The 23,479-nt window shown below is 59.5% G+C and carries 21 protein-coding genes; 3 read left to right on the forward strand and 18 right to left on the reverse strand.

Features of this window, described 5'->3' with window-relative positions:
* Positions 1 to 17: 17 nt before the first annotated feature.
* Complete coding sequence (locus ACTOZL_RS05645; protein ID WP_482477186.1) at positions 18 to 1,778, reverse strand: S-layer homology domain-containing protein; 1,761 nt, start codon at positions 1,776 to 1,778, stop codon at positions 18 to 20.
* Positions 1,779 to 1,953: 175 nt separating this feature from the next.
* Here ACTOZL_RS05645 and ACTOZL_RS05650 point away from each other — a divergent pair, with 175 nt between their 5' ends.
* From ACTOZL_RS05650 to ACTOZL_RS05660, 3 genes are all read left to right on the forward strand, one after another.
* Positions 1,954 to 2,163 (forward strand): hypothetical protein, encoded by a 210-nt coding sequence (locus ACTOZL_RS05650; protein WP_482477187.1) that lies wholly within the window; start codon positions 1,954 to 1,956, stop codon positions 2,161 to 2,163.
* Positions 2,160 to 2,423 (forward strand): pro-sigmaK processing inhibitor BofA family protein, encoded by a 264-nt coding sequence (locus tag ACTOZL_RS05655; RefSeq protein ID WP_482477188.1) that lies wholly within the window; start codon positions 2,160 to 2,162, stop codon positions 2,421 to 2,423. Before ACTOZL_RS05650 ends, ACTOZL_RS05655 begins: the two co-directional genes overlap by 4 nt.
* Positions 2,424 to 2,513: 90 nt before the next feature.
* Positions 2,514 to 3,401 (forward strand): putative glycoside hydrolase, encoded by an 888-nt coding sequence (locus ACTOZL_RS05660; protein ID WP_482477189.1) that lies wholly within the window; start codon positions 2,514 to 2,516, stop codon positions 3,399 to 3,401.
* A 39-nt stretch (positions 3,402 to 3,440) separates the two neighbouring features.
* On the opposite strand, the gene ACTOZL_RS05665 is transcribed toward ACTOZL_RS05660, so the two are convergent.
* From ACTOZL_RS05665 to ACTOZL_RS05745, 17 genes are all read right to left on the reverse strand, one after another.
* Positions 3,441 to 3,740: a type II toxin-antitoxin system RelB/DinJ family antitoxin gene (locus ACTOZL_RS05665; protein WP_482477190.1), complete on the reverse strand. Its 300-nt coding sequence runs from the start codon at positions 3,738 to 3,740 to the stop codon at positions 3,441 to 3,443.
* A gap of 84 nt (positions 3,741 to 3,824) precedes the next feature.
* The gene (locus tag ACTOZL_RS05670; RefSeq protein WP_482477191.1) at positions 3,825 to 4,019 is read right to left on the reverse strand and encodes a hypothetical protein; all 195 of its coding nucleotides are present in this window, start codon (positions 4,017 to 4,019) and stop codon (positions 3,825 to 3,827) included.
* Positions 4,020 to 4,134: 115 nt separating this feature from the next.
* A complete protein-coding gene (locus ACTOZL_RS05675) occupies positions 4,135 to 5,253 on the reverse strand; it encodes a Fic family protein (RefSeq protein ID WP_482477192.1) in 1,119 nt (372 codons plus the stop codon).
* A 337-nt stretch (positions 5,254 to 5,590) separates the two neighbouring features.
* Positions 5,591 to 6,028 (reverse strand): ribonuclease HI, encoded by a 438-nt coding sequence (gene rnhA, locus ACTOZL_RS05680; protein ID WP_482477193.1) that lies wholly within the window; start codon positions 6,026 to 6,028, stop codon positions 5,591 to 5,593.
* Positions 6,025 to 6,336 carry a hypothetical protein gene (locus ACTOZL_RS05685; protein WP_482477194.1) on the reverse strand — a complete coding sequence of 104 codons (312 nt, stop codon included), beginning with the start codon at positions 6,334 to 6,336 and terminating at the stop codon, positions 6,025 to 6,027. The genes rnhA and ACTOZL_RS05685 overlap by 4 nt, the downstream gene beginning before the upstream one ends.
* 208 nt (positions 6,337 to 6,544) lie before the next feature.
* On the reverse strand, positions 6,545 to 9,052 hold the full coding sequence (gene gyrA, locus ACTOZL_RS05690) for a DNA gyrase subunit A (RefSeq protein ID WP_482477195.1): 2,508 nt from the start codon (positions 9,050 to 9,052) through the stop codon (positions 6,545 to 6,547).
* Positions 9,053 to 9,661: 609 nt separating this feature from the next.
* Positions 9,662 to 10,363 (reverse strand): PrsW family intramembrane metalloprotease, encoded by a 702-nt coding sequence (locus ACTOZL_RS05695; protein ID WP_482477197.1) that lies wholly within the window; start codon positions 10,361 to 10,363, stop codon positions 9,662 to 9,664.
* An 18-nt stretch (positions 10,364 to 10,381) separates the two neighbouring features.
* Positions 10,382 to 12,331, reverse strand: a complete 1,950-nt coding sequence (gene gyrB / locus ACTOZL_RS05700) for a DNA topoisomerase (ATP-hydrolyzing) subunit B (RefSeq protein ID WP_482477198.1) — start codon at positions 12,329 to 12,331, stop codon at positions 10,382 to 10,384.
* 16 nt (positions 12,332 to 12,347) lie between these two features.
* The gene (gene remB, locus ACTOZL_RS05705) at positions 12,348 to 12,617 is read right to left on the reverse strand and encodes an extracellular matrix regulator RemB (RefSeq protein ID WP_482477199.1); all 270 of its coding nucleotides are present in this window, start codon (positions 12,615 to 12,617) and stop codon (positions 12,348 to 12,350) included.
* A 4-nt stretch (positions 12,618 to 12,621) separates the two neighbouring features.
* Positions 12,622 to 12,942, reverse strand: coding sequence for a hypothetical protein (locus ACTOZL_RS05710; protein WP_482477200.1), 321 nt, complete (start codon positions 12,940 to 12,942; stop codon positions 12,622 to 12,624).
* A gap of 647 nt (positions 12,943 to 13,589) precedes the next feature.
* Positions 13,590 to 14,693, reverse strand: coding sequence for a DNA replication/repair protein RecF (gene recF, locus ACTOZL_RS05715; RefSeq protein ID WP_482477201.1), 1,104 nt, complete (start codon positions 14,691 to 14,693; stop codon positions 13,590 to 13,592).
* Complete coding sequence (locus ACTOZL_RS05720; protein ID WP_482477202.1) at positions 14,690 to 14,896, reverse strand: RNA-binding S4 domain-containing protein; 207 nt, start codon at positions 14,894 to 14,896, stop codon at positions 14,690 to 14,692. Before ACTOZL_RS05720 ends, recF begins: the two co-directional genes overlap by 4 nt.
* 4 nt (positions 14,897 to 14,900) lie before the next feature.
* A complete protein-coding gene (gene dnaN / locus ACTOZL_RS05725; RefSeq protein WP_482477203.1) occupies positions 14,901 to 16,016 on the reverse strand; it encodes a DNA polymerase III subunit beta in 1,116 nt (371 codons plus the stop codon).
* Positions 16,017 to 16,898: 882 nt separating this feature from the next.
* The gene (gene mutS, locus ACTOZL_RS05730; RefSeq protein ID WP_482477205.1) at positions 16,899 to 19,493 is read right to left on the reverse strand and encodes a DNA mismatch repair protein MutS; all 2,595 of its coding nucleotides are present in this window, start codon (positions 19,491 to 19,493) and stop codon (positions 16,899 to 16,901) included.
* Positions 19,494 to 19,508: 15 nt separating this feature from the next.
* Positions 19,509 to 20,915 (reverse strand): tRNA (N6-isopentenyl adenosine(37)-C2)-methylthiotransferase MiaB, encoded by a 1,407-nt coding sequence (gene miaB, locus ACTOZL_RS05735; RefSeq protein ID WP_482477206.1) that lies wholly within the window; start codon positions 20,913 to 20,915, stop codon positions 19,509 to 19,511.
* 1,458 nt (positions 20,916 to 22,373) lie between these two features.
* The gene (locus ACTOZL_RS05740; protein ID WP_482477207.1) at positions 22,374 to 23,135 is read right to left on the reverse strand and encodes an exodeoxyribonuclease III; all 762 of its coding nucleotides are present in this window, start codon (positions 23,133 to 23,135) and stop codon (positions 22,374 to 22,376) included.
* Between the two features lie 92 nt (positions 23,136 to 23,227).
* Positions 23,228 to 23,479, reverse strand: a 252-nt coding sequence (locus ACTOZL_RS05745) for a P-loop NTPase (protein WP_482477208.1), incomplete at its 5' end; no start/stop codon positions are given.

Below are 23,479 nucleotides of genomic sequence, written 5' to 3' on the forward strand. Positions count from 1 at the left end.
CAGGGGCAGGCTTTTTTTCAGTTTGCCAGGTACCGGTGCAGCATCACCACCACCTGGGCCCGGGTGGCCTGGGCCTTGGGGGAGAGGGTGGTGCTGGTGGTGCCGGAGACGATGCCCTTCTGGACGGCCCAGCACATCCCGGTGCGGGCGTACTCGTCCACTTTGTTCTTGTCCTGGAAGCTGTCCAGGCTGCTGGGATTGCTCTCGCCGCTCTCGCCGTCCACCACGTTGGCGTAGCGGTGGAGGATGGTGGCAATCTGCTGGCGGTTGATGGCCTGGTTGGGGGAGAAGGTGGTGCCGGAGGTGCCGTTGACGATGCCCTTATACCCCGCCCAGATCACGGCGTCATAGTAGTAGCCCTCGTCGTCCAGGTCGGTGAAGTTGCTGGTCACCTCCACCTTGGGGGACCCGGCGGCCCGGTAGAGCACTGTCACCAGCATGGCCCGGGTCATGGGGTCGTCGGGGCTGAACTTGCCCTCACCGGTGCCCCCCACCAGGCCCCGGGCCATGGCGAAGTCCACGGAGTTGGCAGCCCAGCTGCCCACGCCCTCGGCGGTGACGTCGGTGAAGTGCTCCGAGGCGTTTTTGCTCTCCACATTCACCTGGATGGTCCGGGTCAGCTGGGTGCCGGAGCGGGTGATGCAGGTGGCCGGCAGGGTGGCCAGGCCGGAGTAGCCGGGGGCGGGGAGGTAGAAGAGGGTAGAGATATGGTACTTGCCGTCGGCGGCGGAATTGGTGTAATAGGTGGCTGTCTGGGCGTCGGGGGCCTTGGTGAGGCTGCGCAGGAGGACACCGGCGGAGGGGGTGCCAAAGCGCACGGCCACCACGGGGTCCTGGGCGGCGCTGTCATAGAAGTCGGAGCCGGAGAAGGAGAAGCCGGCGCTGTCGCAGTCGATGGGGGTCTCATCCTGGTCGGGGTCCCGGTCGGGGGTGACCACGATTTCCAGGCGGCCATAGTAGACCACTTCCTCCACCTCGCTGCCGTCGGTGGTCTCGCCATAGGCCAGGAAGTTCACGGAATAGGTGCCGGTGGCGGCGGGGAGGAACACCACCTGGGCCAGCTTGTCCCCGTCGGCCTCGTCGGCGGCGAAGTAGGGCACGCCATTGGCGGCGGTGAGGCTGCCCACGGCGCTGCCGCCTACGCTGCCCATGTCAAAGACCACCTTGCTCAGGCCGGGGATGGCCACGGCGCCGTCCAGCTCATCGCCGCCGCCCCCTAGGAGCAGCTGTTCCAGGATGTTCTGTTCCCCCTTCAGGTCCTTGAGCTCCACAAGGGTCTGGGCTCCGGCGCCCACCTCTAGGGTGGCCCCCACGGCGGTGGCGGGGAGGATTTGAATGGTGTAGGTACACTTCCCTGTGAGGGGCTTCCCGTCCCCCTCCTTGGGGGTGGCGGTGATGGTGCAGCTGAGCTTATCCGTCCCTGTCTCCACAGGGGTGAAGCGGATGGAGGGGCCGGTGATGTCCCCCAGGCTCCACTGGTAGCTGAGGGTATAGTTATCGGTGACGTCCTGGCCGTCCTGGTTTGTCACGGTGGCCTTGGGGGCCTGCAGGTCCTTGTTCTGGCCTACCCCGGCGTAATGGGTCTGGGCCTGGGTGGCGAGGGTCAGGGTATCTCCATGGGAGGTGGCCAGGGGGGTGGTTGTGGTGTTGTTTTCTGTGGGGGGTGTCGTCTCTGGGGGGTCTGTCTCCTCCACGGCGGCGGCGGGGACGGCCAGAGCAGCCGCCAGGGCCAGGGCCAGCAGGAGGGATGTGAAACGACGGGTGATTGGGTTTTTCATGGGGTCCACCTCTCTATTTTTTTGATTCCACCTCATTATAGCATACCAGGCAGAGATGGAAAGGGTTTTTTGGTTAAAAATCGGTTACGAAGATTATAAACGCAAACATATCCGGGCAAGCTCCTCATATATTATCCACAGGGAGACAAGACCTGTGGGGAAGGATGGGGTTTTTATGGCAAGAAAACAGAGCAGCTCCCTCACCAGCCTGATGGCCGGGTTGGAGGAGACGGACCGGGCGTTGGCCGCCGTCCAGGCGGGGTTCCAGGAGACGGCAGACCAGGATTTGCTGGAATACTATCTCTACTCCCGCTGCGCCCTGCGGGCGAAACACAGCTATTTGCTCCGCCAGCTGCGCCTGGCGGAAAAGGAGGCTTCTACATGAATCTACAGATCCCGGCCGACGCCTGGCCGGTGGTACTTATGGCAGCGGTGGTGGTGCTTTTGATCTTCCGGAAGCCGCTGTTCCTGCTGGCAAAATTCCTGCTGCGCTCCCTGGTGGGGCTGGGCTTCCTCTTTCTCTGGGCCAGCAGCGGGGTGGCGGCGGGGCTGTCCCTGGGGGTCAACCTGTTCAACGCCTTCACCCTGGGGCTGCTGGGCCTGCCGGGGCTGGGACTGCTGATGATGCTGCGTTGGCTGGGCTAGGGGATTGCCCACAACAGCGGCTGCAAACAGGATGGGCCGGCCCCTGAGCCGGCCCGTGTGCCCCAGGGATCACGAGAAAGGAGCCCCGATATGAATCCATTCCCACGCCTCACCCGCCTGCTGCTGGCCCTGCTCTACGCCGCCGGGGGACTCTCCGGCGTGTTCCTCCTGCTCTGCGCCCTGGGGGTGCTGAGCCCGGAGGGCATTGGCGTCTGGCTGGGCCGGGAGGTGGAGCCACCCACCACCCAGCAGGCAGTTTTCTCCACAAAAATTGGGGAAACTGTGGACAAACCCTTCCAAGTTATCCCCCTGCCCCTGACGGAGCTGGACCAGGCCGGGGCGGCGGCAGGGGAGGGGACGGGCCTGCTGCTGGCCATGAAGGCCGACGACGGCAGCCTGGGCTATATCTCCGCCCTGCCCCTGGCGGCGGACTGCGGGGCCTGCTCTGGGGTGGCGGGACGAAACCAAACCCTCTGGCAGTTGAACCAGAGGGAGGGGGTGTATACCATTGCCCAGGTGTCCTGCCTCCGGGACGCCGCCCTGGCAGGCCATGACCGGCGGCTTGCCCTGTGCCGCCCCAGCGGGTCCCCCTGGCGGGACCCGGACAAGCTGGCCTGGCTGGACCCCACCGAGGAGGGGGTCCAGGACTACCTCATCGGCATTTGCACCGAGTTGGCCCAGCTGGGCTTTGACGAAATTTTACTCACCAACTGTGCCTATCCCACCCAGGGGGACCTGGCCTCCCTGGGGGAGACGGGGGACCGGGATGCCCAGTTGGAGGCCTTCTGCCGGCGCTTGCAGGGGGCCCTGGCGGACTACCCCGTATTGGTCTCCATCCAGGGGTCGGGGGACTTTGCCCAGAAGGGCAGCCAGAGCGGCCAGACGGCGGCGCTGCTGGCCTCCTTCCCCGGGCGGGTGTGGGCAGGCCAGGGGGATGCGGAGGCCTTGGCGGCCTTCCGGCCGGTGGTGCTGCCTTAGAACAAATCGCTGTGGGTTCCTGTCCTGGATAAAAAAATGTCAAACATCTGCCTTGACCTCGTTTAAGATCTCTGAGAAGGCCCCATAACGCTTGTAGTTTCCAGGGTTCTTTTTGATCTCCTGGATTTCCTGGATTGCCGCTATCGTCTCCTCATTGGGTTCCTCCTGCCGGGCACTGGGGTAGGCGGACACCTCAAAGGGGATACGATTTTCCCTGGTCACCTTCTTGGCAAAAATCGTAAACGCCGTGGTCATGCTCATGCCCATGTCAGAGCACACCCGCTCCATGCTCCGCTTCAAGTCCTCATCCATGCGGAAATTTACCATTGTCTGTGCCATGCCAAACACTCCCTTCTATTTGCCCTCAGGATAGCAGTATGTCTATTCCCTGTCAAGCAGATTTTATACAACTGCTTTATTTCGTCAATATATGCTAGTGTATCCCCAGGGGCGGATGCAGACGGTGCCTTCCCCGCCGCGGTCATCGGTGCTGTGATAGTACATGGTGCCGTTCCAGCTCCGGGTCACGTCAAACTGGTGGTTTAGTCCACCCAATTCCATTTCATAGATAATCTTGCCCTCTTTCACGCCGCAAATCCGTTCCGGAGTCAAGCTCATCTGCCGCAGCATCACCAAGATTTCTAGTTGAAAATGGTGTATGGAAAATCCCCTTCAAAAAATCCCCCACCAAAGCATCTGCAAGGGCGCAGGGGCTTTGGTAGGGGGTAGCTTTTCATCCTTCTTTTTCTAATTTTTCCACATTAAGAGAATAATAGTTTGTTTTTCCCTGCCTCGTTTTTACAAGAAGCCCTGGGGGGATTTTTTCCATCCTCCGGTACAAGGTTACCCGGCTCATTTTTGTATGGTTCAACACCACTTCTGTGGGGATACCACACTCAGAAAACAGGGCTGCCTGCAACAGCAGGCCATAGAGCTCCATGAGTTTTTCATCCTTTTCATCTTCCTCCCCCACAAAACTAGGAATTTTTTTCCAGAGCCGGTTCAGCCGGGTGAAGCCCTCCTGAAGGGATTCCTTGAGTTTTTCCATAGAATCGTGGATAATGTGTAAAAATAAGAGCAAAAACGGCGTCAGGTCCCCTTTGTTCAGCGGGTCATTGCAGAGGGTAAAGGCCTTGTAATACTCTGTAATATGCTCCTTGATGGTATAGGAAAGCCGGTATCCGATCACAGGTTCCAGCTCCTGGGACAGCAGATAGCTACAAATAAACCGCCCCAGTCTGCCATTCCCATCATAAAAGGGATGGATATATTCCAACAGGTAGTGGAAAATGGCAACTCGATAGAGGATTTCGCAGGAATCATCATGGAGGAACCCAAGCGCTTGCTCCAGGGCAGAAATGATGGCAGGTTCCGGGTACAAACCCTTGTGTAGCTCCTTCTGGCTGGGGCTATAGATGCTTACCGGCCCTTTCCGGAACCACTTTCCGTCTGGAAGGTTGTCAGGGTCCTCTTCCTTCACCTCTTCTAGTACCAGCTCATCATAGATGCTGCGCAGATCCTCACAGTGTTCCAAGGGCAGCTCCTCTTTGGTCATGAGCATATAGTATTTTAGAACCAGCCCATGGAAGCGTTTTTTCCCCTTACTTTTCAGTTCCAGCTCATCGAGGATATCGCTAATTTCCTTTCGGGTGCTCCGGACTCCTTCAATGTTGTTGGTCAGGACAATTTCGTCAATGAGACAGCGCCTAGTGAATTGAACGATGGCTGCATCCGGCAAGGCCCAGCACAGGTTGGATACTGCGTGGTTCATCCGCAGGATACTTGTGAGCAGTTGATAGACCTCCGCCGTTTGGACAAAGAAAGCCTGGGCGCCCCCAATGGAAAAGTCCAATTTGATGCTATATTCCCCGTCAAAGCGCTGTCTGTATGTTTCTTCATACAACGTTTCACTCTTGTAATATAGTTTTGACAGCAGTGTATAGGACACGGTGGCCTTCCCTCCAAACCTGTATCAATTCCGCGAAATTTTATCCAAACATCAGTCTTTTATCATTTCATGTTTCAAAATCATCTATTTTGGAACACGTTCTTTATTATATCACGGTAAAATCCCAAAAATCAATCTATTTTTGTCAATGATTCTCAGGCCACGGCAAATCCAAACCATCCCCTTGCCGAGAAGTTGGTTTTTGACGCATAGAGGCCGCCTGGAAAGGCGGCCTCTATCATCATTTATACTTCTGGCTCTCCGCCACTGCCAGCTCATCGCAGCGGTTGTTTAGGGGGTTGCTGGCGTGGCCTTTTACCCAGTGGTATTCCAGCTTGTGGGTTTGGGTGAGCCGCAGCAGCTCTTCCCACAGGTCGGGGTTCAGGGCGGGCTTCTTGTCGCTTTTCACCCAGCCCCGGCGCTTCCAGCCCCAGGCCCAGCCCTTTTCCAGGGCGTCAATGACGTATTTGGAGTCGGAGTACAGGGCCACCTGGCAGGGCTCTTTCAGGAGTTTCAGGGCTTCGATCACCGCCGTGAGTTCCATGCGGTTGTTGGTGGTGGCGGGGGCGCCGCCGGAGATTTCCTTCCGGTGGCTGCCGTAGAGCAGCACAGCCCCCCAGCCTCCGGGGCCGGGGTTGCCGGAGCAGGCCCCGTCGGTGTACACGGTGACAGCTTTCATTCCTTACCCGCCGCCTCTTTCTGGGCCTGTTCCTTCTTTTTCCGGCGCCGGGGCATGGTGAAGAAGAATACCCCGGCCGCCACCACGATCAGCCCCACCAGGGGGAACAGTCCCCCCCGGACGGGCCCCATGGCGGGGATATAGACGGAGATTCCCTTCACCACCATCATGACTCCGATCACCATCATGGCGATGCCGCCAAAGATCACCACGGGGTCCATGGAGGTGTCTACCTTTTGTTGGGTGGGGGTGGGCTGTTGGGTTTGGGTGGTTTGTGCTTTGTTTTCTTTGTTTTCCATGTTTTCCACTGAAAGTTCCTCCTTGTTGATGGGGATTTATGGTTTACTTTTTGGGTGGGTGGTTTTTATTTTGGGGCCTCGTCCCTGCGGGACATTGGCGGGGGGTATCTTAGGTTTTACGGGCGCTGCCCGGACCCGGCAGGGACGCTGTCCCTGCACTCTGCCAGAGGCTCTGCCTCTGGACTCCGCCACCTTTTGAAAAAGGTGGACGAAAACTTTATTCTTCCGTTTCCTGTGGCGTTTCTTCTTCTTCCTTCTCCGTCCGCGCCAACGCAATCACCCGGCTCTCCTCCGCCAGACGCATCACCTTCACCCCCTGGGCGGTACGGCTGTAGACATTCACATCCGCCGCGGCCATGCGGATGATGGTGCCGTCGTCGGAAATCAGGAGGATATCGTCGTCCTCCTCCACGATTTTGATTCCCGCGGCGGGGCCGGTTTTTTCGGTGATTTGGTAGCCTTTCAGGCCGAAGCCCCCCCGGTGCTGGGGCTCTCCGCCGGAGCGGATATACTCCTCGATGGGGGTACGCTTCCCAAACCCGTTTTCGGTGATGGTCAGCAGCTTGGTCCCTGGCTGGGCCAGGGCGGCGCCGATGACGAAGTCCCCTTCCCGGAGCTTGATGCCCCGGACGCCCATAGCGGTACGGCCCATGGGACGCACGTCGCTCTCCCGGAAGCAGATGGCCATGCCGTCGTGGGTGGCGATGAGGATGTTGGCCTCCCCGTCGGTCTCCTGGACGCTGATGAGCTCGTCCTCTTCCTCCAAGGTGAGCACCCGCAGGCCGGAGGTACGGATATTCCGGAAGGCGGATTTCTCTGTGCGTTTTACGGTGCCGTTTTTGGTCACCATGAAGAGGTAGCCGTTTTCGTCATAGTCCCGGCCGTGGAGCATGGCGGTGACCCGCTCTCCCGGCTGGAACTGGAAGATATTGTTCAGGTGGGTGCCCCGGGCGGTACGGCTGGCCTCGGGGATTTGATAGCCCTTCTTCTGGTACACCCGGCCGGAGCTGGTGAAGAAGAGGATATTGTCGTGGCTGGACGCGGTGAAGAGGGTATCCACATAGTCCTCTTCCCGTAGGGTCTGGGCGGAGATGCCCTTGCCCCCCCGCTTTTGGGTCCGGTAGGTGGAGGCGGGCAGCCGCTTCATGTATCCGGCGGCGGTGAGGGTGAACACGCATTCTTCCTCTTCGATGAGGTCCTCAATGTCGATTTCATCCTCTACGTCCTGGATTTCGGTGAGGCGGTCGTCGCCGTATTTCTCCCGGATTTCCAACAGCTCTTCCCGCATCACGCCCCGGAGCTTTTCCCGGTTGGACAACAGCTCAGTGTAATAGGCGATCCTCTCCGCCAGCTCGTTGCGCTCCTTTTGCAGCTTTTCCCGGTTCAGGCCTTGGAGGGCGATGAGCCGCATGTCACAAATGGCCTGGGCCTGGACTTCGTCTAAGTCAAAGCGCTCCATGAGGTTTTCCCGGGCGTTGTCGTAGCTGGAACGGATGATGTGGATCACTTCGTCGATGTTGTCCTGGGCGATGAGCAGGCCGTCCAGCAGATGGGCCCGTTCCTCGGCTTTCCGCTTGTCGTACTGGGTGCGGCGGGTGATGACCTCCTCCTGGAAGGCCAGGTATTCGTCCAAAATCTCCCGGAGGGAGAGGATTTTCGGCTGGCTCTGGTTGTTCACCAGGGCCAGCATATTCACCGCAAAGGTGATCTGCATCTGGGTTTGGGTGAGCAGGTGGTTGAGCACCACCTGGGGGTTGGCGTCGTGTTTCAGTTCGATGACCACCCGCATCCCGTTGCGGTCGGTCTCGTCCCGGATGTCGGAAATGCCCTCAATGCGCTTCTCCTTCACGTGTTCGGCGATGGAGGCAATGAGCATCCGCTTGTTGACCTGGTAAGGCAGCTCGGTGATGATGATACGGATACGCTCATGGTTGCAGCCGTACTCCTCAAATTCCGTCCGGGCCCGGAGGGTCACCCGGCCCCGGCCGGTGGCGTAGGCGGCCCGTATCCCTGACCGGCCCATGATGATGCCCTTGGTGGGGAAGTCCGGCCCTTTCACGTGGGCCATCAGGTCCGCCAGGGTGGCTTCCGGGTCGTCCAGGACGCACACTGCCGCGTCGATGACCTCCCGCAGGTTATGGGGGGGGATGTTGGTGGCCATGCCCACGGCGATGCCTGAGGACCCGTTCACCAGCAGGTTGGGGAAGCGGGAGGGGAGCACCTTGGGTTCCTGGCGGCTCTCGTCGAAGTTGGGGGACCAGTCCACGGTCTCCTTCTCGATGCTGTGGAGCATTTCCCCGGCCATTTTCCCCATGCGGGCCTCGGTGTAGCGGTAGGCGGCGGGGGGGTCTCCGTCCACGGAGCCGAAGTTGCCGTGGCCGTCCACCAGGGGGTAGCGCATGGAGAAGTCCTGGGCTAGGCGGACCATGGCGTCGTAGACGCTGCCATCCCCGTGGGGGTGGTATTTACCCAGCACGTCACCCACGCAGGTGGCGGATTTTTTGAAGGGCTTTTCCCAGGTCAGGCCGCTCTCGTACATGGTGTATAAGATACGCCGGTGGACGGGCTTCAAGCCGTCCCGGACGTCTGGGAGGGCCCGGCCGATGATAACGGACATAGCGTAGTCGATGTAGCTGTCCTTCATCTCTTTGACCAGTTCGGATTCCACGATCACCTGGTTTGGAAAGGCGATGTCCTCCGGTTTGTAGTCCTTGTTTTTACTCATGCTATGTAACTCCTCTAAGATTGGCTTAACCTGTCGTGATTGCGTAAATTAAAGTTTTCGTCAACCTTTTTCAAAAGGTTGCGGAGTGCAGAGGCGGCGCCTCTGCCGGGTGCGGGCGGAGCCCGCAATCGCCAATGTTCCGCAGGAACGAGGCCCCTTGTTGGAAACCGTACCACCAACCAGCACCCCACTGCCTGGTCTACCACTTAACGCTATACCCCACAGCCCCGTTGTTTCTCCTTCCCGCACAGTACGGGCCCTTTTGTCCGCTTTTTTTCAGAAAAAAAGCAGACGGAAAAAAACAACGGGGGGCGAGACTGGAAGGTTTACCGTGCGGGGAACCTATCGCCCGACCTCCCTGGTGCTCTCGTCCACCACCCGTGGGCCGACCGGGCCGGAGCTCCCGGCCACAAGGTTGTGGGTTGGGGCGGATTTGCGGCGGTAGTTCCTTTGTTTTTTCGCTTTTTCTCTCGGATTGGCTCGTTCCCATCTAGGAAGTGGTGGGGGAGGGGGGAGGTTGGGGCTTGCGTTGGTTTCTTTTTTTGGGGGTGTTGGGGCTTTCCACGGTTTCTTTTTGGGGGAGGTTGGCTTGTTTTGATTCTTTTGCTCTCAAATAATTGGGCCGTCCTCTTTGGCGCTTCGGCGCAGTAGTCTGAGCACATACACCACCAGGGCGATAAAATATACATAGAACACGGCCCCAAAGCCCACCAGCAGGAAATCATACAGCCCGTGGAGCACTGCCGCCAGGAGGAAGGCCCGTTTCCGGGTGGCCATTGCCCCCTCCTGTTGGCCCAGGGTTTCCAGCCACTTGGCCCGTCCAACCCCGGCCCCCATGACGATGCCGAACATGGCGTGGCCGGGGATGGAGAAGATGGCCCGGGCCACGGCGGTGGCGAAGCCGTTGGTGAGCACGTACATCACATTCTCCACCGCCGCGAAGCCCAGGGACACAAACACCCCATACACCACCGCGTCGAAGCGGTAGTTGAAGTTTGGTTCCCGCCAGCAGCGGCGGATGAGCACCCGGTACTTGACCCCCTCCTCAATGAAGCCCGGCACCACGAAGTAGGCCAGGAACAGGTAGGCCAGGCGGCTCCAAGGGAAGAAGTCGATGAACTGGTCCGCCAAGAGCTCCAACACCAGGATAGGCACCATGGCCACGGCCCCCCGGAAAAAGAGGCCCAGCAGCAGGGGCAGGGGTTCCCGCTCTAACCGGTCCATTTTGTAGACCATGAGCAGCACCAGGGCAGGGGGGAGCAGGGCGGCGGCCAGTAAAAATGAGACGCTCTGAAAAACCAGTGGACACACGACCTTTCCAATCACCAATCAGATATCCAGATTCGCCACGTATTTGGCGTTGGACTCAATGAAAGCCTTGCGGGGTTCCACCTTTTCCCCCATCAAAATCGTAAAGATTTCGTCTGCTTTCACCGCGTCCTCCAGGGTAATCCGCCGCAGGGTACGGGTCTCCGGGTTCATGGTGGTCTCCCAGAGCTCGCTGGGGTTCATCTCGCCCAGGCCCTTGAAGCGGCTGATCTCCACCTTGGCGTTCTCATTCTCCCCCCGCATCTCCGCGGAGATCCGGTCCCGCTCCGGGTCGGAGTAGGCCACCCGCTGTTGCTTGCCTCGGGTGAGCTTATAGAGGGGGGGCACGGCGGAGTAGACATAGCCGTCCTCAATGAGGGGGCGCATGAAGCGGAAGAAGAAGGTCAAGAGCAGGGTGCGGATGTGGGCCCCGTCCACGTCGGCGTCGGCCATAATGACGATTTTGTGGTAGCGCAGCTTTTCCGGGTTGAACTCCTCCCCGATGCCCGCCCCCAGGGCGGTGATGACGGGGCTGAGCTTGTCGTTGCCGTAGACCTTATCTGCCCGGGCCTTCTCCACGTTGAGCATCTTCCCCCACAGGGGCAGGATGGCCTGGAAGCGGGAGTCCCGGCCCTGGGTGGCGGAGCCTCCGGCGGAGTCGCCCTCCACGATATAGATTTCCGTGAGGGCGGGGTCCCGTTCGTTGCAGTCCCGGAGCTTGTCGGGCATCTGGCCGGACTCCAAGCCGGTTTTCCGCCGGACGGATTCCCGGGCTTTCCGGGCGGCCTCCCGGGCCCGGGCGGCGGTGAGGGCCTTTTCCAGAATGGCCTTGCCCACGCTGGGGTTCTCCTCCAAGAACTCCTCTAGCTTTTCCGACACGATGGCGTTCACCAGGGTGCGCATTTCGGAGTTGCCCAGCTTGGCCTTGGTCTGGCCCTCGAACTGGGCTTCGGTGAGCTTCACGGAGATCACACAGGTGAGGCCCTCCCGGCAGTCCTCCCCGGAGACCTTTTCGTCATCCTTCAAGATTTTCATCTTCCGGCCGTAGGCGTTCAGGGCGTTGGTGAGGGCCCGGCGGAAGCCCTCCTCGTGCATGCCCCCCTCGGGGGTGTGGACGTTGTTGGCAAAGGAGACGATAATTTCGTTGTAGGTGTCGGTATATTGCAGGGCCACCTCCGCCATGGCGTCGTCCCCCTTGGCCCCGGACATATAGATGGGGGTATCATGGATGGTGGTTTTGTTGCGGTTGATATAGCTGACGAACTCCCGGATACCCCCGGCGTAGCACATGGTCTCCCGGCGCACCTCCTCCTCCCGGCTGTCGGAGATGGTGATGGTGAGGCCTGCGTTGAGGAAGGCCTCCTCCCGCATCCGGGTGTGGAGGGTGTCGTAATCATAGTCGGTGGTTTCGGTGAACATCTCCGGGTCCGGGTGGAAGCGCACCTGGGTGCCGCTGTGCTCCGTCTTGCCGGTGATGGTCATGGGCTGCACCACCTGGCCCCGGGAAAATTTCATCTCGTAGATGTTCCCGTCCTTATGGACCTGGACGGTGAGCCAATCGCTGAGAGCGTTCACCACGGAGGCGCCCACCCCGTGGAGGCCGCCGGAGACCTTATAGCCCCCGCCGCCGAATTTGCCCCCGGCGTGGAGGATGGTAAACACCACCTCCAGGGCGGGCTTGCCGGTCTGCTGCTGGATGTCCACAGGGATGCCCCGGCCGTTGTCCTGGACGGTAATCACATTGCCGGGGCCGATGTCCACGGAAATTTCCGTACAGAACCCCGCCAAGGCCTCGTCGATAGCGTTGTCCACGATCTCATAGACCAGGTGATGCAGGCCGCTGGAGGAGGTGGAGCCGATGTACATGCCCGGGCGCTTGCGCACCGCTTCCAGGCCCTCCAACACTTGGATTTCCGAGGCACCATATTCATGGTCTACGGCAGTGGTATTTTTGTTCTCTAATTCCATCATAGGAAACCTCCAAACATCAAACAGGGTCAAAAGTATCGGATAAAAATCGTTTCGCCAAGGTGGCCGGGGAGAGCTGGGTCAGGTAGACCATGACCTCCCCCTCCCGGTCCCGGCACAGCAGGAAGGCTTTGGGCAAATCCTCCCCCACGCTCACCACCCGGCCTTCCCGTTCCGCCCGGGCCAGGAAGTCCCGGGTGCGCCAGGAGGCGGTGGTGTTGTCCAGGTCAAAAATCCCCAGCACGTCACTTTGGTGGATCACCGTAGACGCGCCTAAGTGCAGGTACATGGGCCTACCTCCTCCTCCGCCGCCGGACCCAGGCCCGGAAGCGGTCCGCCATGGCGTAAGCCGCCCAGAGCAGCAGGCCGTAGACAGCCCAGTAGAGCAGCACCCCCCACAGTGGGAAGATACCCCCTTCCCCGCAAAAGGCCCGGACACTGCCGGAGAGCCCCATAGCCCCCAGCACCGCGGGAATCCACCGGGCCACCTTTCCCCGGGACACCAAGCTGATGAGCAGCTGCAACAAGGGCCCCACCCACAGGGGCACCAGGGCCAGCAGCACCACCGCCACCAGCATCCCCATAGCCCACAGGCCGATTATTAAATGGAACATAGCAAACGCCTCCCATCTATTTTACCCCCGGAACAGGGGCGAACTGTGTACGAATGGGTACACCAAAGGGAAAATTTCAAGAAAACAATGTGGAATGCACGTCCACGACAGGAGGATATCCACAAAAAGGGACCAAACTGTGGACCAACCAGCACAAACAAAAAAACAACCAACCCATCAAAACAAACCGTAGCAAGGCCCAACGCCTCCCAAAAAAGAAAACGTAGCAAGCCCCACCCTACCGCCATCCCCCACCACTTCCTAGATGGGAACGAGCCAATCCGAGAGAAAAAACGAGAAAATGGAAATCCCAACTATCCTCCCAGCACTGGCACAACGCACCCACTTTGTGGCCGGGAGCTCCGGCCCGGTCGGCCTATGGGTGGTGGACGGGAGCACCAGGGAGGTCGGGCGCTAAGTTCCCCGCACGGTAGGCCTCTCAGTCTCGCCCCCGTTGTTTTTTTCCGTCTGCTTTTTTTCTGAAAAAAAGCGGACAAAGGGCTTCCCGCACGGTGCGGGAGAAACGGCACGTGGAAGTGACATGCTACGTTGCATAAAGAACGACAGTAAGTTGGGCTGCCGCCCAAACCTGCCCAGAGGCGCTGCCTCTGGACTCCGCCACCTTTTGAAAAAGGTGGACGAAAACTTTAATCTATGAGAGCACCGTTGGAGATGTGGAGCAATTTCCCTTCAAATACCGTTGGATCCGGTGCTTCACACCCCGTAACAAACACCTGCCCCCCCACAATTCGCTCCAACACAAACGCCCGCCGGGGCGCGTCCAACTCCGAAAGGACATCATCCAAAAGCAAAACCGGCCACTGGCCAGTATCCCCCTGGAAAATCTCCCGCTCCGCCAGCTTCAGCGACAGCGCCGCCGTCCGGGTCTGCCCCTGAGAGGCAAACTGCCGGGCACTGCGCCCGTCAATCTCCGCCACCAAGTCGTCCTTGTGGGGCCCCGACAGGCAGGAGCGGGACTCCAACTCCCCCCGCCGGTGGCTCTCCTGATGGGACCGGATGGCCTCATACAGCTCCACCGTAGGCCGCAAGGGGTCCTCCACTGTGGAGACGGTGCGGTATTGGAGCCCCAAAACCTCCCGCCCCCCGGAGAACTCCCCCTGGATTGCCGCCGCCCGCTGGGCCAATTTCTGGATAAAATGGGCCCGGTAGTGGATCACCAGGGCACCAACCCGGGCCATGGCCTCGTTGAACTCCTCCAAGACCTCCAACAGGCCGGGGTTTTTCTCCCAATCCCGTAAAATCCGGGTTTTGTGCTCCAACAGCCGGTGGTACTGCCCCAAAGCCTGGGCATAGCGGGGCCGCAGCTGGCAGATGGCGTGGTCCAAAAACCCCCGCCGCTCCGCCGCCCCCGCCCGGATCAGGGACAGGTCCTCTGGGCAGAACAGCACCGTTTGCAGCACTTCCGACAGGGCGGCGGCATTTTTGGCCTTCACCTGGTTGATGAAAATCCGCCGCCGCGCCCCCCGGAGGAGCTGCAACTCTATGGTAAAGTGCCGCCCCCGGCTCTCCACTTGGGCGGTGATATTGGCCCGGTCCCGCTGGAAGCCGATGAGCTCCCGGTCCCCCCGGGCCCGGTGGGAGCGGGCGGTGGAGAGGAAGGCAATCGCCTCCAACAAATTCGTCTTGCCCTGGGCGTTTTTGCCAAAGATGACGTTGCGCTCTGGGTGGAAGTCCGCGCAGAAGCTTTCGTAGTTGCGCCAGCCCTCCAAGGTGATGGAGCGGAGGTTCACTGGACCTCAAGCTCCTGACCCTGGAAGCTGACCTGGTCCCCAGGCCGCAGCTTCTTCCCCCGCTGGGTACACACCGCGCCGTTGACCTTGGCCTCCCCCTCTTGAATCAGCAGCTTTGCCTCTCCGCCGCTGCCCACCAGGTTGGCCAGCTTTAGCAGGGATTCCAATTTGATATATTCTGTGGTGATGGATATTTTTTCCATAGTATCAATACTCCGCTTTCAGCCGCACCGGGAGGACCATAAAGAGGAAATTCTCCTCTCCCTGGGTGGGCACGATGATACAAGGGGTGATGGGGCTGGAAAATTCCAGCGTTACCTTCTCGCTGGGGGCAGCCTTCAGGGCGTCCATGAGGTAGCGGTTGTTGAACCCAATCTCCAAGCCGCCCCCGTCCCCCTCGATGTCGCAGCAGTCGTGGGCTTGGCCGATGGCCGTTTTGGTGGAGAGGTCGATGCTGCCGTCCTTTAGGATGCAGTGCAGGGGGCTTTTCAATTTTTCACTGACGATGAGGGACACCCGCTCAATACAGCTCACCAGTTTTTTGCTCTCGGCGCAGATGGTGATGGGGTTATTCCTGGGGATGGCCTGCCGCCAGGCCAAAAACTGCCCTTCCAGCCGGCGGGCAATCAAGATGGTCTCTCCAATCTTGAAAAGGACATGCCGCTGGCCCTGGTGGATCTCCACCAAGTCCTCGCTTTCCCGGCAGATTTTCTCCACCTCCGCCAGGGAGGGGCCGGGGACCACAAACTCAAAGGCCCCGTTGCGCTCTGTGACGGCCTCCCGGCGCAGGGCCAGGCGGAAGCCATCCACCGCCACCAGGGTGAACTTGTCGTCCTCCTCCACCACGAAGAGGGAGCCGGTATGCACCGGGCGGCTCTCGTCCTGGCTTACGGCGAAGAGGGTTTGGGAGATCATGGAGCGCAGGGTACCCTCGGGAATGGAAAAGGAATTTTGGTATTCCACCGTGGGCAGCTGGGGGAAATCCTCGGCGTTGATGCCGGAGAGGTTAAACTCACTCATGCCGCAGCGCAGGTGTACCTTGCCCTTTTCCTCTTGAAAGACCAGCACGTCGTCGGGCATTTTGCGGATGATCTCCCCAAAGAGCCGAGCAGGGAGGACGGCGGCGCCGGGCTCCTGGACCTGCGTTTCCATAGAGGAGCGGATGCCCGTCTCCTGGTTATAGCCGGTGATGGTGAGGCGGCCGTGGCTGTCGGCCTCCAGGAGCAGGCCTTCCAGGGCGGGGATGGTGCTCTTGGGGGACACCGCCCGGGAGGCAGTAGAGACGGCCCCCTGGAGCAGGGCCTTTTCGCAGCTAAACTTCATAGAAACTCCTCCGTTGGTTGAAAAATCGAATGCTGGGATTTCTCCCCCCATAGAGGGAGGATAGGATATTTTTTAGTAATCGTTGTAGTAGGGGCTGTGGATTGTGGAAAACTCGGGGAAAGTGTTGATAGAACGGGAAAAATTTCTCCACCAGGGGGGTGCAGGGTTTCCACTTTTTTTCCACAGGAAGGAACAGGGTCTTGTGGGGAATGTGGGGGATTTCTCCACATCAACAGAAATCGTGTGGAAAATGCGGAAAACCTCTCGTCTTCTAAAGCGGAGTTTTCGTCCACCTTTTCCAAAAGGTGGCGGAGTCCAGAGGCGGCGCCTCTGGCAGAGTGCAGGGACGGCGTCCCTGCCGGGTGCGGGCAGCGCCCGCAATCGCCAATGTTCCGCAGGAACGAGGCCCCCTGTTGGAAACCGTACCACCAACCAGCGCACCACTTGACGTGCTACCCCACAGCCCCGTTGTTTCTCCTTCCCGCACCGTGCGGGAGCCCTTTTGTCCGCTTTTTTGCGCTGCATAAAGTTTCACACGCGCTTCGCGCTATAAAAATCAGACATTGTCATGTCAGATTTTTAAGTGAAACTAATATCAGAAAAAAGCGGACGGAAAAAACACGGGGGCGAGCCTGACAGGCTTACCGTGTGTGGTATGTATTCGCCCGACCTCCCTGGTGCTTCCGTCCACCACCCGTAGGCCGACCGGGCCGGAGCTCCCGGCCACAAGGTGGGTGCGTTGTGCCGGTGCTGGAAGGTGGGTTGGTTTGATTTCTTCGTTTTTTCTCTCGGATTGGCCCGTTCCCATCTAGGAAGTGGTGGGGGATAGGGGAGGTTTGGGCTTGCGTTGGTTTCTTTTTGGGGACGTTGGGATTGTATAACTTAAAGCAATTCCTTCCATATAGTCAAAGTTGTCAGAGCCTGCAAAGGGGTCAATTCCTCCACGGTCATTTTCCGCAGCTCGTCCAATATACTCTTTTCCTGGATTTCTTGGGCGGAGGGGAAGTGTTTGGCGGGGATGGGCGGGGCATATTCTGGCTGGCCTGCCCCCTGTTCCAGCTCCTCCAAAATCTCCCTGGCCCGGCAGATGGCCTCTTCCGGCAAACCAGCCAGTTGGGCCACCTCGATGCCATAGCTCTGGTCCGCCCCGCCGGGGAGGATTTTCCGCAAAAAGGCGATATCCTTCCCCCGCTTTTTGGCGGCGATGTTATAATTCTTCACCCCTGGCAACTGCCCTTCCAGGACCGTCAATTCATGGTAGTGGGTGGCAAAGAGGGTTTTGGCCCCCAGGCGGTTGGGGTCGGCGCACCATTCCAGCACTGCCCGGGCGATGCTCATCCCGTCATAGGTGGAGGTACCCCGGCCGATCTCGTCCAGAATCAGCAGGCTATTGGAGCTGGCGTGTTCCAGGAGCTGGGCCACCTCGCTCATCTCCACCATGAAGGTAGACTTCCCCCCCGCCAGGTCGTCGGAGGCCCCAATGCGGGTGAATATCTTGTCTACGATGCCGATACGGGCAGATTTGGCGGGGACGAAGGAGCCCATCTGGGCCAAGATCACCATCAGGGCCACCTGGCGCATGTAAGTGGACTTGCCCGCCATGTTGGGGCCGGTGATGATAGCGGCCCGGTGCTCCTTGCCGTCCATGTAGGTGTCGTTGGGCACGAAGCCTGTGGTCATGGCCTCCACTACCGGATGCCGCCCCTCCTTGATGTCGATGATCCCGGAGCGGTCCACCACGGGCATACAGTACTCGTTCTCCGCCGCCGTCTGGGCAAAGCTGCACAGCACGTCCAGCTGGGCCACCGCCTGGGCGATGCGCTGGATGTCTGCGGTCTGGGCGGTGGTGATTTTCCGGAACTGGCAGAAGATGGTATACTCCAAGGCCACCATCCGGTCCTGGGCGGAGAGGATGGTGTGTTCCAGCTCTTTTAATTCCTGGGTGATGAAGCGCTCGCAGTTTACCAAGGTCTGCTTGCGGATGTAATCCTCAGGCACCAGGTCGTAATTGGACTTGGAGACCTCGATGTAATAGCCAAAGACCTTGTTGTAGCTGACCTTCAAGGACTTGATCCCTGTGCGCTCCTTCTCCCGGTTCTCCATGCGCAGCAGGACGCCCTTGGTGTCGTTTAGGATTTCCCGGAACTGGTCCACGTCCACGTCAAAGCCGGTGCGGATTAGGTTGCCCTCCTTGGGGGAGAGGGGGGGCGTTTCCACGAGGCCTTGGTCCAGGAGCTTGCACAGCTCTGGCAGGCCTTTTAGGTCCGTGCGCAGCTGGGAAAGGCCTGGGGGCAGGTTGTTTTCCGGGAGCAGGGCTTGCAGGGGGGGCACTTTGGACAGGCTGGCGCTGAGGGCCACCAGGTCCCGGGGCCCGGCGCTGCCGTAGGCCACCCTGGAAATCAGGCGTTCCAGGTCCCCGATCTCCTTCATGAGGGCTTGCAGCTCCCCCCGGGCCAGGCTGTCGTCCTTGAGCCAGGACACCATTTCCAGCCGGTGGGTGATGGCCACCGGGTCCACCAGGGGCCGTTGGAGCCAGCTGCGCAGCAGGCGGCTGCCCATGGAGGTGCGGGTCTTGTTGAGCACCCACAGCAGGGAGCCCTTTTTCTCCTGGCTGCGGATGGTCTCCGTGAGCTCCAAATTCCGCCGGGCGGTGGGGTCCAGGTCTAAGAAGCCGCTGGTGTCGTAATAGCGTAGGGTATTGATATAGCTCAGGTCTGTTTTCTGGGTGTCGTAGAGGTAGTCCATCAGGCCCCCCACTGCCCGGATGGTGCTGTGGGCGTCGGGGGGGAGGGTGTCCAGCCCCTGGGTAAACTGCTTTTTCACCAGGGCCTTGGCCTTTTGCAGATGGAAACGCTCCTTCCCGGCCTTTTCAATCCGGCAGTTGGGCTTGTAGGCCAGCAGGGAGAGGAAGTCCTTGTCCTGGTGGGCAATGGGGGAGAGGAGCAGCTCCCTGGGGGAGAAACGGGCCAACTCGCTGATGGCCCGGCGCTCCCAGCCCGCAAAGGGGAAGCTGGTGAGGACGATCTCCCCGGTGGACAGGTCCCCCAGGCACAGCCCCGCCCCCTCCGTTTCCTCCACCCACAGGGCGGCCAGGAAGTTGTTCTCCCCTTCGGCCAGGAAATTCTCCTCCAAAAGGGTGCCGGGGGTGACCACCCGGATGATCTGCCGGTCCACCAGGCCCTTGGCCTTGTCCGGGGGCTCGGTCTGCTCACAGATGGCCACCTTGTACCCCTTGTCGATGAGGCGGCGGATGTAGTTTTCCGCCGCGTGGTAGGGGACCCCGCACATGGGGGTGCGTTTTTCCGGGGGCTTGTTCCGGTCCCGGGTGGTGAGGGTGAGGTTCAGCTCCTGGGCGGCCAGCTTGGCGTCCTCGTCAAAGAGCTCGTAAAAATCCCCTAGGCGGAAGAAAATCAGGCAGTCGGGGTACTGCTGTTTGGCGCCGTAGTATTGTTTTCTCATGGGGGTCAAATCTGCCATATCGTCTCTCTTTCTCTACTCTGCAATGGTCCCAAACAGCGCCCAGGTGGAGGCGTCATGGATATAGGCCCGCTGCCAGCTCCCGATCAAGGCGGGGTCCCCCTGCAAATGGATGAGCCGCCCGCCCCGGGTCCGGGCGGTGAGCCTGCCGTCCTTCCCCTGGCCGTCCACCAGGCAGGTCCATTCCTTCCCCACGTAGCGCTGGTGGCGCTGGGCGGAGATGGCGTTTTGGTGTTGGAGGAGGGTTTGGAAGTTGGCGCTTTTCTGTTCCTTGGGCATGGGGTCTGGGAGGGCGGCGGCCTTGGTGCCCTTTCTGGGGGAGAAGATGAAGGTGAACAGGGCGTCAAACTGGACCGCCTGGATCAGGGACAAGGTCTCCTCAAATTCCTCCTGGGTTTCCCCGGGAAAGCCTACGATCACGTCGGAGGTGAGCACCACCTCTGGGATACGGGCCCGGAGCTGCTGGATTTTTTCCAAATAGTCCTCCCGGCTGTAACCCCGGTTCATGGCCTGCAAGACCCGGCTGCTGCCGGATTGGAAGGGCAGGTGCAGGGCGGGGGCCAGCTTTTCGCAGGCGGCCATGGTGTCGAAGAGCCTGGGGGAGGCGTCCTTGGGGTGGCTGGTCATAAAGCGCAGGATAAAGTCCCCGGGGATCTGGTCCAGCTGCTGCAAGAGCCAGGCGAAGTCAATCCCAAGGCCTAGGTCCTTGCCGTAGGAGTTTACGTTCTGGCCTAGGAGGGTGATCTCCCGGTACCCCGCCTGGGCCAGTGCCTGGACTTCGGCGATGATATCCTGGGGCAGGCGGCTGCGCTCCCGGCCCCGGACGTAGGGGACCACACAGTAGGTGCAGAAATTGTTGCAGCCGTAGAGGATGGACACCCAGGCCTTCACCTGGCTGCCCCGCACTTGGGGGATACCCTCAGCCACGGTGCCGGGGACATCCTGGGTGGCGAACACCCGCTTGCCGCTGCTGAGCTTTTCCCACAACAGCTCTGGGAACTTCCAAAGGAGCTGGGGGCCGAACACCAGGTCTACATAGGGGAAAGATGTCCGCAGCCGCTGGGCCACGTGGTCCTGCCGGGCCATACAGCCGCACAGGACGATGAGCTGCTCCTGGTGACGGCGCTTGGTGTGGGACAGGGCCCCCACGTTGCCATAGACCCGCTGCTCGGCGTGGTCCCGGATGGCGCAGGTATTCAGCAACACCAAATCGGCCCCCTCCGCCTCCTGGACGAAGGAGAAGCCCATTTCCTGTAAATAGCCCCGCAGGCGTTCCGAGTCCGCCTCATTCTGCTGGCAGCCATAGGTGTCTACGAAAGCGGTGCGCCTGCCCTCCTCCCCGGGGAGCAGGGCGCGGAGTTGACGGCACAGCTGCAATTGGCGCTGGACCTGTGCAAGGGGGATGGTCTGGGTCTCTCTCAAAAGTGGTTCCTCCGGCTATCTTATCATTATATAAGGTATACTATACCACAAGGGAGACAATTTTTCAAGGATTCCCCTCTGTTTCTGTCGGTTTTTTGCAGTTTCACGCCAGCGCTTCCGTCAGAAAAAACGAAAACATCACCACCCGGTTTTCGTTTCGGGTGGTGATGCTTGCCAGATATGTCGAAGTGTGGTATGATGGGGAGGCTACAGCGAAAGGAAACGTCAAAGGCGGTTGGCCCCCATTACATAAAGGGGGTTCAATCACTTCTTTGGATTTGCCCCCGGAAAGGGGGAGGGGCCATGACGATTATCATCCATATCACCAGCGTTACGGATGTATGTCAGATTGCTCTTGTTGTTCTCAATCTGCTTGCCTTAGTGCATACAGTGCGGAATGGCCGGAGATGAAGAAGTAGCCGCCTGGCTGCAACCCAAGCGGCTACTATAAAAAGTAAATGTCTGGGACCAGCCGCCGACTGAATCCTCTAGCTGTAGTATACCCGCTGCCGCCCCCTCTGTCAAGAGGGGGCGGCGGTTTTTTCTTGTATTTCCTGTCGAACTGTGGTAAACTGAAAAGGCTACGGCGAAAGGATAAGTCTTAAGGCGGGTGGCCCTCTTACATAGTCTGAGGGGGTGAATCTCTTCTTTCGATTTGCCCCCTGGAAAGGGGGAGGAGCTATGACCGTTATCATCCATATTTCTAGTGTCACGGATGTGTGTCAGATTGCTCTTGTTGTTCTCAACCTGCTTGCTTTTGTGCATACAGTGCGGAATGACCAGAGAAAAAAGAAGTAACCGCCCGGCTGCGACCCAGGCGGCTACTATCAATTAAAAACATTCGGGTCAGCCGCTGACCGACCCCTCTAGCTGTAGTATACCCGCTGCCGCCTCCTCTGTCAAGAGGGGGCGGTGGCTTTTTGGAAAAAATCCACCGCCGGGGCGACACACGCCGCCCCATGCAAGGCTTGGCCCTGTCTATGCTCCGCTGCCGGGGGCGGGGGATGGCCATGCCCCCACCCCATCTCGACTTCGGAGAAAGCAAGAAAACACCATGCAGGCATAATTTCACTTATGACCTACACAGTGCTTTTCACATCACAGTCCCGGAAATCCTATCCCACTACCTACCCGTTGTGTGCCTGCGCTGCCGTTGTTTATCTGCCGTATACGGACTTGAAAAGTAGGTTCGGAATATGTTATAATGATGATAGGCGCGGGATAGAATCCCGTTGTGTAGGCGGTTTGGCGCCTGCGCAGGCTATGGGGAGCGGCAACTCCCCATAGCTGCCGAATATGTTTATCTTGACTTTCTTAAGATAAACGGAATGTATAACCCATCCGCCCAAAGGCGAATGCCATTTCCTATGCTCTATTTTACCAGTTTTCCAGGGAAATGTCAATCGCCAGGGCGTTTTTTTATTGCCAAAGCAAAGGGGCCGCCTGCAATGGGTCAGGTCACCCCTCCAACACCAGCTCCACCGGGCAGTGGTCGCTGCCAAAAATCTCCCCGTGGATGGCCGCGCCCTTCACCTGCCCCATCAGCCGCTGGGATACGATGAAATAATCAATCCGCCACCCCGCATTCCGCTCCCGGGCCTTCATCCGGTAGCTCCACCAGGAGTACGCCCCCTCCAAGTCCGGGTATAGGGCCCGGAAGCTGTCTACAAACCCGGAATTTAACAGCGCCGTCAGCTTCCCCCGCTCCTCATCGGTAAAGCCAGCGTTCTTGTGGTTGGTCTTGGGGTTCTTCAAGTCAATCTCCTCATGGGCCACATTCAGGTCCCCGCAGTATACCACCGGCTTGCGCTGGTCCAGCTGGCACAGATGGGAGCGCATGGCGTCCTCCCACTCCATCCGGTAGGCCAGGCGCTTTAGCTCATCCTGGGAGTTGGGGGTGTAGCAGCACACCAGATAGAAGCCAGGGTACTCCGCCGTAATCACCCGCCCCTCCTGGTCGTGTTCCGGGATCCCTAAGCCGTAGGCCACAGACAAGGGCTCCTCCTTGGTGAACACCGCCACCCCAGAGTACCCTTTCTTCTCCGCGCTGTTCCAGAACTGGTGGTACCCCGGCAGCTCTAGCTGGATTTGCCCCGCGTGGTGCTGGAGCTTGGTCTCTTGCAGGCAGAAGATATCTGCCCCCAAGGCCTCAAAGGAGGCCATGAAGTCTTTTTTCATACAGGCCCGCAGGCCGTTGACGTTCCAGGAAATCAGTTTCATATCGTTTCTCCTATGTACTTCCCCCGGACAATGGGTGCTGGGTGGAAACCCAATCCAAAGGGAAGGGCTGCCCTATCGGCAGCCCTTTTGTGTTATAGCTTCAAAAGCTCTTCCGCCACCGGCGCAAGATAATTGGTCTCTGTCTCAATGGACTCCACTTCACCCCGGTCGATGGCCTGGGCCAGCTCCGGGTCCATGGGCAGCTGGGCCAAGACTTTCAGCCCCAGGTCCGCCGCCACCTTTTCCAGCTTGCTTTCACCAAAAATGCTGTGGCGCTCCCCGCAGTTGGGGCACTGGAAATAGCTGTAGTTCTCAATGAGGCCCAGGATGGGCTTGTGCATCAT

Source organism: Evtepia sp. (genome assembly GCF_056797215.1).